16 protein-coding genes are annotated in these 11,768 nt (G+C 69.3%); 10 read left to right on the top strand and 6 right to left on the bottom strand.

Annotated features, from left to right (window positions below; translation table 11 throughout):
- Positions 1-71: 71 nt before the first annotated feature.
- A complete protein-coding gene (locus ACT3T9_RS18635) occupies positions 72-545 on the bottom strand; it encodes a VanZ family protein (protein ID WP_441443235.1) in 474 nt (157 codons plus the stop codon).
- A gap of 170 nt (positions 546-715) precedes the next feature.
- Here ACT3T9_RS18635 and ACT3T9_RS18630 point away from each other — a divergent pair, with 170 nt between their 5' ends.
- Both ACT3T9_RS18630 and ACT3T9_RS18625 read left to right on the top strand, forming a co-directional pair.
- Positions 716-1,084 carry a DUF3039 domain-containing protein gene (locus ACT3T9_RS18630; RefSeq protein WP_444599509.1) on the top strand — a complete coding sequence of 123 codons (369 nt, stop codon included), beginning with the start codon at positions 716-718 and terminating at the stop codon, positions 1,082-1,084.
- 103 nt (positions 1,085-1,187) lie between these two features.
- Positions 1,188-3,005, top strand: a complete 1,818-nt coding sequence (locus ACT3T9_RS18625) for a DEAD/DEAH box helicase (protein ID WP_441443233.1) — start codon at positions 1,188-1,190, stop codon at positions 3,003-3,005.
- A 62-nt stretch (positions 3,006-3,067) separates the two neighbouring features.
- On the opposite strand, the gene ACT3T9_RS18620 is transcribed toward ACT3T9_RS18625, so the two are convergent.
- Positions 3,068-4,447: a nicotinate phosphoribosyltransferase gene (locus ACT3T9_RS18620; RefSeq protein ID WP_444607280.1), complete on the bottom strand. Its 1,380-nt coding sequence runs from the start codon at positions 4,445-4,447 to the stop codon at positions 3,068-3,070.
- Positions 4,448-4,557: 110 nt separating this feature from the next.
- On the opposite strand from ACT3T9_RS18620, the gene clpS reads away from it, so the two are divergent.
- The 6 genes from clpS to rdgB all read left to right on the top strand — a co-directional run bounded on the left by clpS (position 4,558) and on the right by rdgB (position 8,686).
- Positions 4,558-4,881: an ATP-dependent Clp protease adapter ClpS gene (gene clpS / locus ACT3T9_RS18615; protein WP_441443231.1), complete on the top strand. Its 324-nt coding sequence runs from the start codon at positions 4,558-4,560 to the stop codon at positions 4,879-4,881.
- Entirely contained in the window at positions 4,881-5,516 is a 636-nt protein-coding gene (locus ACT3T9_RS18610; RefSeq protein ID WP_444607279.1) for a DUF2017 domain-containing protein, read from the top strand. Before clpS ends, ACT3T9_RS18610 begins: the two co-directional genes overlap by 1 nt.
- 102 nt (positions 5,517-5,618) lie before the next feature.
- On the top strand, positions 5,619-6,431 hold the full coding sequence (gene murI / locus ACT3T9_RS18605; protein ID WP_444607278.1) for a glutamate racemase: 813 nt from the start codon (positions 5,619-5,621) through the stop codon (positions 6,429-6,431).
- Positions 6,428-7,210 carry an MBL fold metallo-hydrolase gene (locus ACT3T9_RS18600; protein ID WP_441443228.1) on the top strand — a complete coding sequence of 261 codons (783 nt, stop codon included), beginning with the start codon at positions 6,428-6,430 and terminating at the stop codon, positions 7,208-7,210. Before murI ends, ACT3T9_RS18600 begins: the two co-directional genes overlap by 4 nt.
- 82 nt (positions 7,211-7,292) lie before the next feature.
- Entirely contained in the window at positions 7,293-8,051 is a 759-nt protein-coding gene (rph, locus tag ACT3T9_RS18595; RefSeq protein ID WP_444607277.1) for a ribonuclease PH, read from the top strand.
- A complete protein-coding gene (rdgB, locus tag ACT3T9_RS18590; protein ID WP_444607276.1) occupies positions 8,048-8,686 on the top strand; it encodes an RdgB/HAM1 family non-canonical purine NTP pyrophosphatase in 639 nt (212 codons plus the stop codon). Before rph ends, rdgB begins: the two co-directional genes overlap by 4 nt.
- Before the next feature lie 81 nt (positions 8,687-8,767).
- On the opposite strand, the gene ACT3T9_RS18585 is transcribed toward rdgB, so the two are convergent.
- The 3 genes from ACT3T9_RS18585 to ACT3T9_RS18575 all read right to left on the bottom strand — a co-directional run bounded on the left by ACT3T9_RS18585 (position 8,768) and on the right by ACT3T9_RS18575 (position 10,351).
- Complete coding sequence (locus ACT3T9_RS18585) at positions 8,768-9,310, bottom strand: NUDIX hydrolase family protein (protein ID WP_444607275.1); 543 nt, start codon at positions 9,308-9,310, stop codon at positions 8,768-8,770.
- The gene (locus ACT3T9_RS18580; protein ID WP_444607274.1) at positions 9,307-9,987 is read right to left on the bottom strand and encodes a histidine phosphatase family protein; all 681 of its coding nucleotides are present in this window, start codon (positions 9,985-9,987) and stop codon (positions 9,307-9,309) included. Before ACT3T9_RS18580 ends, ACT3T9_RS18585 begins: the two co-directional genes overlap by 4 nt.
- A gap of 85 nt (positions 9,988-10,072) precedes the next feature.
- Positions 10,073-10,351 carry a tyrosine-type recombinase/integrase gene (locus tag ACT3T9_RS18575; RefSeq protein WP_444607281.1) on the bottom strand — a complete coding sequence of 93 codons (279 nt, stop codon included), beginning with the start codon at positions 10,349-10,351 and terminating at the stop codon, positions 10,073-10,075.
- Between the two features lie 166 nt (positions 10,352-10,517).
- Between ACT3T9_RS18575 and ACT3T9_RS18570 the strand changes: the two genes are divergently transcribed.
- Complete coding sequence (locus ACT3T9_RS18570; protein WP_444607273.1) at positions 10,518-10,778, top strand: helix-turn-helix domain-containing protein; 261 nt, start codon at positions 10,518-10,520, stop codon at positions 10,776-10,778.
- A 198-nt stretch (positions 10,779-10,976) separates the two neighbouring features.
- Complete coding sequence (locus tag ACT3T9_RS18565; protein ID WP_444607272.1) at positions 10,977-11,312, top strand: hypothetical protein; 336 nt, start codon at positions 10,977-10,979, stop codon at positions 11,310-11,312.
- 89 nt (positions 11,313-11,401) lie between these two features.
- Here the strand turns inward: ACT3T9_RS18565 and ACT3T9_RS18560 are convergent, their stop codons facing one another.
- On the bottom strand, positions 11,402-11,608 hold the full coding sequence (locus tag ACT3T9_RS18560) for a helix-turn-helix domain-containing protein (protein ID WP_444607271.1): 207 nt from the start codon (positions 11,606-11,608) through the stop codon (positions 11,402-11,404).
- Positions 11,609-11,768 lie beyond the last annotated feature (160 nt).

Here is an 11,768-nt window from a genome sequence, read left to right as displayed (position 1 = left end):
CCCAGGACCTGCGCCGCAGACCGGCGCGCACGGCACGGGGCGCGCCGTTCTTGCTGTTCGACCTCTGCGGGTCAGCGCGTGCTGAGCTCCGCAGGCTCGTCCTCGGGGTCTACCTGGTGCTGGGCGGCAGCTCGTCGCAGCACCCGTTCCCCCACCCAGACGGCGAGCCCGAGCGCGATGCCGACCACATCGAACAGGACGTCCGCGGCGTCGCCGCTGCGCGCCGGCATCGCCACCAGCTGCACGAGCTCGATCAGCACCGCATGCGCGAGGGCGACGATCACCACCCAGCCCATCGGGAACCGCTTCCGCGGTGCCAGCACCCGGCCCGCGGCGAAGACGGTCAGCGCGAACACCAGCAGATGCACGGCCTTGTCGAGGCCGGGCATGTCGGTGCCCGGGGTTCCCTCCGGGAGCGAGGGCAGATAGAAGCCGATGTTCAGCAGCAGGGCCAGGGCCAGCAGGCCCAGCCGCCACACCAGCGAGCCACCCACCCGTCGGATCTCCGAGGGCAGGCGGCGGATGAAATCGACGGCGACGTCCATGGCCGGCATTCTTCCAGCCCCGTGGCCAGCGATCGGGGAGGCGAGGCCGTCACGCCGTCGCGGAGCATCGAGGGGCCGCCGGGAGGGAAACGAGGACCCGAGTGGGACCGGCCCGTCGGGAAGGGTGCCGGTACGATCGAGGCATCACGTCACCTAGCCAGGGAGCAGTCATGTCCTCCACCTCCGACCCGTCCCGGATGGACCCCTACAGCGACGATCCGGGCGCGGCGCCCGGCAGCACCGCGGTGCTGGACCGACAGCTGCAGGAACAGGACCAGAAGACCGACGACGGCGATCATGACCGGTTCGCGCACTATGTGCGCAAGGACAAGGTCACCCAGGCCGCCCTCGGCGGCACGCCCGTGATCGCGCTGTGCGGGAAGGTGTGGGTGCCCGGCCGGGATCCCGAGAAGTACCCGGTGTGCCCGGAGTGCAAGGAGATCTACGAGGGGATGCGCGAGCCGAACGACGGCGGCGACGGCAAGGGCGGCTCCGGCAAGGGCGGCGGCTTCCGCGGCTTCTTCGGCGGGCGGCGCTGACCCGCCAGGCGCTGCTGACCAGGCGCGCTCTTCGGAGCCCGGGGGCGCGCCGGACCTTCCTCACACCGCGTCCGTCGGCGGGTCGTCACCCGTCGGCGGTACGGTGGTCCACGCTGTGAGTACCCCTTCTCTTTTCTCCACGAGCGATCCCCGCCAGCCCTCCGAGGCGGCCGCGCGATCGCTGCCCGTCGCGTACCCCGAACGTGCCGCCTGGGGAACCGTCCCCAAGCTTCGTGCCTGGCAGGCCGAGGCGCTCGAGCTGTACCGCGCCCGTGCCCCCAAGGATTTCCTGGCCGTCGCGACACCCGGCGCCGGCAAGACCACCTTCGCGCTGCAGATCGCGGCGGCGCTCCTCGCCGAGGGCACCGTTCGCCGCATCACGGTGGTCGCGCCGACCGAGCACCTGAAGACCCAGTGGGCTGATGCCGCCGCCCGCGTGGGCATCTCGCTGGACCCGAACTTCTCCAACGCCCAGGGCGCCCACGGCAGCCACTACCAGGGCGTCGCGGTGACCTATGCGCAGATCGGCATGCACCCGGCGCTGCATCGTGCCCGCACCGAAGCCGACCGCACCCTGGTGATCCTCGACGAGATCCACCACGCGGGCGACGCCCGCACCTGGGGCGACGGCGTGCGGGATGCGTTCGATCCGGCCACCCGCCGGCTCGCGCTGACGGGAACCCCCTTCCGCTCGGACGATTCACAGATCCCCTTCGTCACCTACGAGCAGGACGGCGAGGGCTTCCTGCGCTCCAAGGCCGACTACACCTACGGCTACGGCGAGGCGCTGCGCGACCATGTGGTGCGCCCGGTGCTGTTCATGACCTACTCCGGGCGGATGCACTGGCGCACCAAGACCGGTGACGAGGTCTCCGCCCAGCTCGGCGCGCTCGAGACCAAGGACATCACCCAGCAGGCCTGGCGCACAGCGCTGGACCCCAAGGGGGAGTGGATCCAGTCGGTGCTCTCCGCGGCCGATCGCCGCCTCACCGAGGTGCGGCGCCATGTGCCCGACGCCGGTGGACTCGTGATCGCCACTGACCAGAAGGCCGCGCGCTCCTATGCCGCGACGCTCCAGGACATCACCGGGCAGGCGCCCACCGTGGTCCTCTCCGACGACGTCGGCGCCGGGAAGCGCATCGAGGACTTCTCCACCTCCGAGGACCGGTGGATGGTCGCGGTGCGCATGGTCTCCGAAGGCGTGGACGTGCCGCGCCTGGCCGTGGGCGTCTACGCCACCTCGACCTCCACTCCGATGTTCTTCGCCCAGGCCGTGGGCCGCTTCGTGCGCTCGCGGACCCGTGGCGAGACGGCCAGCGTCTTCCTGCCCACGGTCCCGATCCTGATGGGCCACGCCGCCGAGATGGAGGCCGAGCGCGACCACGTCCTCGATCGTCGGCCCAAGGGCGGCGATGAGGAGACCGGCCTCGACGAGAGTCTCATCGAGCAGGCGAACCGCCCTGAGCAGACGAGCGATCAGCTGGAGATGACCTTCGAGGCGCTCGAATCGGAGGCCTCCTTCGACCGGGTGCTGTTCGACGGCGGCGAATACGGTGCCGGCGGCATGATCGGCTCCGAGGACGAGCAGGAGTTCCTGGGCATCCCGGGCCTGCTCGACGCCGATCAGATGCGTGAGGTGCTCCAGCAGCAGCAGGCCCAGCAGCAGGCGCGCCGGCAGAAGAACGGGACGGCGAACACCCCGGTCACTCCCGGCGTGGTCGACCACCGGCAGCTGATGGAGCTGCGCAAGGAGCTCAGCGCCCTGGTCTCCGCCTGGGCGAAGAAGTCCGGCACCCCGCACGGCTCGGTCCACAACACGCTGCGCAGCCGCAGCGGCGGGCCAGCCGTCGCCCAGGCCAGCGCCGAACAGATCCAGGAACGGATCGGGATCGTGCGCGGCTGGTTCGTCGGCCGCCGCTGAGCCGCTCGACCCGCACGGCGCAGGATCCGCACGGCGCTGGATCTGCTCAGCGCTGGATCTGCTCAGCGCAGGATCCGCGCGGCCTCCGTGCCATCGGTGAGGGTCGGGATCGCGACCGGTCCGTCGGGCCCGTCGTCGGCGGAGAATCCGAGCTCGGCGACGGAGGTGGCGTGGCGCGCCCGCGCCGCCTGGACCCGATCGGGCGCCCTCGCGGCGTCCACCGGTTCGCCGCCCAGGAGCAGCGGCTTCTGCAGCGGTCGCAGCGAGGTGCGGGCCCAGTCCGGATTCGCTGACTCCGAGGTCAGCTCCGCAGTGAGTTCGCGTTCGAACTCGGCGACCTCCGCCTCGCCGGGCAGGACCAGCTCGGCGTGGGCGCGCTCGCCCACCAGCATCCGGTATGCGGCCTTGCCGGCGCCGAGGGTGGCTTTGCCGCTGGATCGCTTCCCGACGGGCTGCATCTGCCCCTCGGCATCTTCCCGTTCGACCAGCTTGTAGACGAAGCCGGGAGCGGGGTGCCCGCCACCGGTGACCAGGCGGGTGCCGATGCCGTAGCCGTCCAGTGGGGCGTCCTTCAGCTCCTCGACCCGGTATTCGTCGAGATCGCCGGTCGCGGTGATGCGGGTGCCGGTCGCGCCGAGGGAATCCAGCAGCGCACGTACCTGCACCGCCTGCTCGCCGAGGTCGCCGGAATCCAGACGCACGGCACCGAGCTGCGGCCCGGCCAGCTCGACCGCGGTGCGCACCGCGGTCTCCACGTCATAGGTGTCCACGAGCACCGTCGTCCCCACGCCCTGGGAGGCGAGCTGGGCACGGAACGCCTCCTCCTCGGTGTCGAACAGGAGTGTGAAGGCATGAGCGGCGGTGCCGGCGACGGGGATCCGGTAGTGGGCGCCTGCGGCGAGGTTCGAGGTGGAGGCGAAGCCGACGACGTACGCGGCGCGGGCCGCGGCGATCGCCCCGTCCTCATGCACTCGGCGCCCGCCCATCTCGATGCAGGGCCGGCCACGGGCGGCGGTGGTCATGCGGGAGCCGGCGGAGGCGACCCCGCTGTCATGGTTGAGGATCGAGAGCACCACGGTCTCGAGCAGCACCGCGTTCTCGAAGCTGCCCTCGATGCGCAGCACGGGCGAGCCGGGGAAGTAGAGCTCGCCCTCCTCATAGCCGTGGACATCTCCGGTGAACCGGTAGTCCGACAGGTGTGCGAGCGTCTCCTCCTTCAGCACGCCGGCCTTGCGCAGATAGCGCAGGTCGGAATCATCGAAGCGGAAGTCGGCGATCGCGTCGAGCACGCGCCCGGTGCCCGCGAGCGCGCCGTAGCGGCGCCCGTCGGGGAGCGAACGGGTGAACACCTCGAAGACGCAGCGCCGCGAGGCGGTGCCGGCCTCTCGGGCGGCCTCCAGCATCGTCAGCTCGTAGAGGTCGGTGAGCAGGGCAGAAGTCACGGTGTCCACGGTAATGCGTGCCGCGTCTGCGAGAGGCGGGGCGCGCCCCGTAGACTCGTCCTGTTGTGTCTCGATCTCAGCAGGCACGACGGAGCTCAGGAGGAATGTGCATGCCGGTGGAGATGCCGAGGGCGGACCCGGCGACGGGGACGCGCACCGCTCTTTCTCCCGGCGTGGAGGTGATGAGCGAGGCGGATGGCCCCTGGCGCACCGTGGTCTGGAACGATCCCGTGAACCTCATGAGCTACGTGGTCTTCGTGTTCCGTCGCTACTTCGGATACTCGCGCCTGGTGGCGGAGCAGCTGATGATGCAGGTCCATGAGGAGGGCCGCGCGGTCGTCTCTCACGGCTCCCGGGAGCGGGTGGAGACCGACGTCCAGGCCATGCATTCCTTCGGTCTGCGGGCCACGCTCGAGAAGGCGGGGGAGGACTGATGGCGCACGCATTCCGGCGCCGGGCCGACGGCAGTCTGGCCTGCAGGCTCGACGGCGAGGAGAAGGCGATCCTCACCCAGGTAGCCCAGGAGACGGCGGACCTGATCCGTGCCGATCTCGGGATCGATACCGGGCGTGACGTGCTGCGCCGAGCCGCCGAGAGCGAGGACCCGCTGCGCCGGCTCGAAGCGGAGTTCGCCGGCCGGGACGCCCGAGAACCGTCGGACTCAGCGGTCAAGCGGCTGTTCCCCGCAGCCTCGGAGGATCCGGAGCTCGCGGCGGAATACCGCCGACTGGGGCAGCAGGACCTCGCCGACGGGAAGCTCTTGGATCTCCGCACGGTGATGCAGGTGCTGGATGCGACCGGCGGCGGGCACAGCGAGATCGTGCTCGACGACGCAGGGGCGATGGCGATGCTGCGCGCCCTGAACGACGTGAGGATCGTCCTCGCCGATCGCCTGGATCTCCAGCGCGACGGGGACTTCGACACCGTGCGGATGCTGCAGCAGATCGGAGAACGGGTCGAGGGGGCGGATCGCTCCGGCGACGAGGAGCATGTCAGCTCCGACATCGTGATCGCCGTCTACGAACTGCTCTCCTGGCTGCAGGAGAGCCTGCTGCGCGCCCTGGACTGACGGCGCTCCGCGCCCTGGGCTGACAGTGCGCGAATTGTGAAACCGCACGCAGTGAGCGTGCCGTCACTGCTATGGACGGCTGTCGAGATTAGCCTTGCCCGGATGAACAACGCGCCGATCGGGATCTTCGACTCCGGGGTGGGCGGGCTGACCGTCGCCCGCGCCGTCCTCGACCAGCTGCCACAGGAGGAGCTGGTCTACATCGGCGACACCGCGCACGGCCCGTACGGGCCGCGGCCCATCGCGGAGGTCCGGTCACTCGCGCTGGAGATCATGGACGAGCTCGTGGGCCATGGCGTGAAGATGCTCGTCATCGCCTGCAACACCGCCTCCGCCGCCGTGCTGCGCGATGCCCGAGAGCGGTACGACGTGCCCGTGGTCGAGGTCATCCAGCCGGCCGTGCGCCGCGCCGTCGCCGCGACCCGCAACCGACGGGTCGGGGTGATCGCCACCCAGGGCACCGTCACCTCCCGTGCCTACGGGGACGCCTTCGCGGCCGCCCCCGATCTCACCCTCACAGCGCAGGCCTGCCCGCGCTTCGTCGAGTTCGTCGAGAACGGCGTGGTCAGCGGCAAAGAGGTGATCGAGGTCGCCGAGCGGTACCTGGCCCCGGTGCGAGAGGCCGGCGTGGACACCCTGGTGCTTGGATGCACCCACTATCCGATGCTCGCCGGCCCGATCAGCTACGTCATGGGGCCGGACGTCACCCTGGTCTCCTCCGCGGAGGAGACCGCGCTGGATGTGTACCGGCAGCTGCGCGGCACCGATCAGCTGCGGGAGACGGAGCGCGCTCCCCGCCACGTGTTCTCCCAGACGGCAGCGGGGGACGGCAGCGCCCACTTCGCCCGCCTCTCGCGCCGGTTCCTGGGCCCCACCTTCGACGTGACCGCCTCCTTGCCGGTGGTGCAGGCATGAGGGTCCACATCATCGGCTGCAGCGGCAGCTTCGCCGGGCCCGACGGGGCGGCGTCCAGCTACCTGATCGAGCAGGAGGACGCACAGGGCCGTCTCTGGCGGGTGCTGATGGACCTTGGCTCCGGCGCCTTCGGCCCTCTGCAGAGCGTCATCGACCCCGCCGAACTGGACGCGGTCGTCGTCTCCCACCTGCATCCCGACCACTATCTCGACCTCACCGGCCTCGAGGTGTTCTGGGCCTATCACGAGCGGAACGACCTGGGGAAGCTGCCGATCTTCGCCCCGGCGCCGCTGCCCGAGCGGATCTCCGCAGTGCTGGGTCGCGACGGTGACATCCCCGACGGCGTGGACTGTGCACCCTTCGAGCACCATGTGCTCACGGACCACCATCGCTTCACCATCGGCCCGCTGGAGTTCGAGACCCGCGCCGTCCTCCACCCGGTCGAGGCCTACGGCTTCCGGGTCACGGGCGGCGGCAGCACGCTCGTTTACTCGGGCGACACCGACGCCTGCGACGCGCTCGACGAGCTCGCGCACGGCGCGGACCTCTTCCTGTGCGAGGCCGGGTACATCGAGGGACGAGATGACCGCTTCACCGGTGTGCACCTGACCGGCCGTCGCGCCGGGGAGAGCGCGGCTCGAGCGGGGGTGCGGCATCTCGCCCTGACCCACATCCCCGCGTGGACGGATCCTGAGATCCCGCTCGCGGAGGCGCGCGCGGTGCACTCCGGTCCGATCACGGTGGTCCGTCCGATGGATATCCTCGAGGTGCATCCCTGATCGACGTGCTGTGAAGGACGAGCGACTGTCGATGGCTGTTGATCAGGCTGATTCTCTCTCCCCACTTCGAGGAAGGAGCTCCATGAGCTCTACGAACCAGACCCCTGCCGGCGATCGTGTCGACGGCCGCACCCCCGACCAGCTGCGCGAGGTGCGCATCACCCGCGGCTGGCTGGACCAGGCCGAGGGCAGCGCCCTGATCGAGTTCGGCCGCACCCGCGTGCTGTGCACCGCCTCCTTCAGCGCCGGTGTGCCGCGCTGGAAGCAGGGCTCCGGATCCGGCTGGGTCACCGCCGAGTACGCGATGCTGCCCCGCGCGACCAACACCAGGTCCCCCCGCGAATCCGTCAAGGGCAAGATCGGCGGCCGCACCCACGAGATCTCCCGCCTGATCGGGCGCTCGCTGCGCGCGATTATCGACCTCGACGCCCTGGGGGAGAACACCATCCAGCTGGACTGCGATGTGCTCCAGGCCGACGGCGGCACCCGCACTGCCGCGATCACCGGTGCGTATGTTGCGCTCGCCGATGCGATCACGTGGGGCAAGCAGCACACCGCATTGCCGGCGGCGAAGCAGGTTCTCACCGACTCGGTGAGCGCGATCAGCGTCGGCATCGTCGAGGGAGGACCGCTGCTGGACCTCGAGTACCGCGAGGATGTCACCGCGCAGACCGACATGAACGTCGTGGTCACCGGCTCCGGTTCCTTCGTGGAGGTGCAGGGCACCGCCGAGGGCGCACCCTTCGACCGCACCGAGCTGGGAGCACTGCTGGATCTCGCCACGGACGGCTGCGCGCAGCTTGCACAGATCCAGCGCGACGTCCTCGCCGAGCAGCGATGAGCGGACCGCACGCTGCGATCCCTGACGGGTCGCGGGTCATCCTCGCCTCGCACAACGCGAAGAAGCTGGCCGAGCTGCAGCGGATCCTCGCCGCAGCGGTACCCGGTCTCGCTCCCGAGCAGATCATCTCCTCGGCCGGCATCGATCTTCCCGATGTGGTCGAGGACGCGGTGACCTTCGAGGGCAACGCTCTGCTGAAGGCCCGCTCCGCAGCGGCGGCCACCGGGCTGCTCGCGGTCGCCGACGACTCCGGACTCGCGGTCGATGTGCTCGGCGGAGCGCCCGGCATCTTCTCCGCCCGCTGGAGCGGCCGGCACGGGGACGATGAGGCGAACAACGACCTGCTCCTCGCGCAGCTCGGTGATGTCCCCGCGCAGCATCGCGGGGCGCGGTTCGTCTGCGCGGCCGCGCTGGTCGCCCCCGACGGCACCGAGAGCGTCGAACGGGGCGAGATGGTGGGCACCCTGCTGCGGGAACGTCATGGCGAGGGCGGATTCGGATACGACCCGCTGTTCCGGCCCGAAGGCGAGACGCGCTCGGCCGCCGAGCTGAGCCCTGCGGAGAAGGATGCGATCTCCCATCGTGGGAAGGCCTTCCGGGCCCTCGCAGGCCACGTCGCCCAGCTGCTGGGCTGAACTGCCACGCCGCCGAGATGACGACGGCCCCGGCCCGGAGAGGAACCTCCGAGCCGGGGCCGCCGGCGTCCTTCGGCCCGCTCAGGCGGCGCCGACGTGGGCGAGCGCGCGCCGGATCAGCAGATCCCGGCCGCCGTTCATCTCCTCGAGCGGAGAGGAGTCCGTGAGCAGCTCGTCGACCCCGAACCAGGCCAGCTCGAGCGCATCCTCCTGCGGGGCGGTCTCTCCATCGACCGGCACCACATAGGCCAGCGAGATCGCGTGCTGGCGCGGATCATGGAAGGGCGAGACGCCGGGGGTGGGGAAGTACTCGGCGACGGTGAAGGGCACCGGGGAGACCGGGATCCGCGGCATCGCCATCGGACCCAGGTCCTTCTCGATGTGTCGAGCGATCGCCTCCCGGATCGTCTCGTGCACGAGCACCCGACCGGAGACGATCGCGCGCACGATCTGCCCGGCCCCGGAGGCGCGCAGCAGCAGACCGACCTCTTCGACGGAGCCATCCACATCGGTGCGCACAGGAATGATGTCCACGTAGGGGATCGGCAGCCGACGACGAAGCTCGGTGACCTGCTCAGGCTCGAACCAGGAGCCCTCGGAATCCACGGCGGTGCGATTGCTCATGCGGTGTCTCCTCCTGCGGGGGTGCTTCGGTCAGTGCCGGCGGCGATCTGTGCCGGGGCCAGCTGAGACTTCTCGACGAAGAAGCGGGGATTCTGCGCACGGGAGACCACCTTGACTGCATGATCGACCTCCGCGCCGGCGATCATCCGGACCCGCCAGGTGATGCCCTCGAGCTCGACCAGGGACAGCGTCGCGTTGGGGATCGAGGGCATCGGCTGCTCGATGATGCCCGAGAGCAGGAAACGGATCAGCGTGCCATGCGCGACGACGAGCACCTTCTTGCCCGGGTAGCGCTCCTCGAGCGCCTCCAGGGCGTCGTATCCGCGGTCGGCGACCGCCTGGTGGTCCTCACGCCCGGGGAACGAGCGTCCCGGATAGGTCGCTTCCATCTCCTCGACGGCATGACCCTCGGCAGCGCCCCAGTCGATCTCCACCAGGCGGGCGTCGGTGCCGCCGAAGGGGATGCGGTGGTCCTCGCCGATGATCCGCCCGGTCTGCTCGGCGCGCTGCAGCGGTGAGGTGATCACCACGTCCCAGTCCACTGCCGGCAGCTCATCGAAGGCGGCATGCGCCTGGGCGATCCCGGTCGCGTTCAAGGGGATGTCAGAGGACCCCTGGAACAGGTTCTTCAGGTTGTAGTCCGTCTGCCCATGGCGGACGAGTCCGAACAGGGTCATGAAGCTGTCTCCTCAACGCAGGGGTGATGCGTGCGCGAGAAGGGGCTCGAAACTTTGCCCCGTCATCTCGCGACCAGCACCCATGCTATCCGTGGCCGGGATCCCCGTCCCTGACGATCCCCAGCAATCCCTGAGAATCGGGCTCAGTACCCCATCGTTCCCCACGGATTGTGCCCAAAGCGTGCCCGCGCTGCGCATCCATCCTCACAGCCACATCATCAAGGTCCGAATCGAACAAACCTGCGTACCGGTCAAGCGTCATCGCAGCAGACTTGTGGCCCAGCATCTGCTGGACCGCCTTCACATTCGCGCCGGCCGACACCGCGAGCGATGCCGCCGTGTGCCGGAGATCGTGCGGAGTCATCCACTCCACCACCGCGGCATCGAGGGCGCGCTCCCACCACTTCACCCCGACCCGCTAGCCATCCACGACGCGGGACTTCCCCGGCTGCCGGAGATACTCCGCACGCGGGGCCGGGAAGATCAACGCATCCGGCCCAGCGGCGCCCGACACCGCATCCTCGAGCATCGTGGCGAGGAATCCTGGCACCGGCACTGTCCGGTCTTCCTTCCCCTTCGTATCCCCGAGGGCATCACCAGCCGCCCAACGCATCACACTCAAGGACTTCACCAAGCGCGCCGACGTCTCCCGGTCGGCCCTCTACAACTGGATCGATGCCAAACGCGACCTGCCCGTCCCCGGCCTGTTCAAGATCGCAGACGTCCTGCGGATCCCCGCGAGCGAACTAATGATCCGGGCCGAGAGCTGCCACCGCTCCTCAGACGCCTGATTCCACCCGTAAGGCCCGCCACCCCACCAGGTGGCGGGCCTTCCTCATGCCCGAAAGGACCCCGCCATGACCGAGGATCGTCCCGCACTCCGCCGCGCCCTAGACGCCCCGTGATGAGCTGGTCCCTCACTGCAATTTCCTCACGGATCCACACACGCGGCGTTGGCTGCAGTCGTGAGCCGCATTACCGTGGTCGCCATGCCTCGAGAGATCGACACCCACGACCTTGCCCACGTCGAGAAACGACTGGCCATGGCGCGCGACAGCATTGCATGCAAGGCCTTGGTGGAATCAGAGCGTGCGGTGCACGACCCGCGGCCAGGAGAGCACGATGGGCTCCCAGCGCTTTCACTTGTGGACGAGAGCATCAACGACCCTGGACCGTACTGCTCCCACTGCAGCGACGTGGAAGACGCCGACGGTTACCCGGTGGATTGGCCATGTGACGTCGCCGAGTTCCTCGAGACCATCATCAAAGACGGATACGTGGGCAGGGTCGTCGACGGCTGGGACTACGGGGTCCCTGAAGACTGACGACCCCACGGCACTTGACCTCATGCCGTGACCCCATGGGAAGTGTGACGAGAGGGTCCTCGTGGTAAAACTTCTGCCCCGAAGTGCGACTACCGGTCGACCTCGGCATCAGTAGCCGCGTAGGCCCTTTCGAAGTACTCCTCGAGCTCGGCCAGATCGACCCGCCACTGGCCGCGGCCACCCACCTGGATTGCTCGCAGGTCTCCGGTGCGCACGAGAACGTAGGCCTGGGACTTCGAGATGGATAGTTCCTCCATCACGTGCTCAAGCGGCACGAACTTCGGCAGATCCGACATGTGTACGTCTTGTCTGAAGGAGATCCCATCCAAGTCCCGAGAGACTGAACCGTGCAGATCATCATCACCCTCCTGTATGTGTTCTCCGGCCTACTATCGCTATGGGGCGCGTTCAAGCCTTGGTACGACGCTCGTACACGAGCAGCTCAGGCCTCCCGTA

Origin of the sequence: Brachybacterium sp. AOP29-B2-41 (genome assembly GCF_052378395.1) — a bacterium.
GTDB lineage: Bacteria > Actinomycetota > Actinomycetes > Actinomycetales > Dermabacteraceae > Brachybacterium.
Note: the sequence above shows the minus strand (reverse complement) of the source record. Positions and strands in the feature narration are given on the sequence as shown.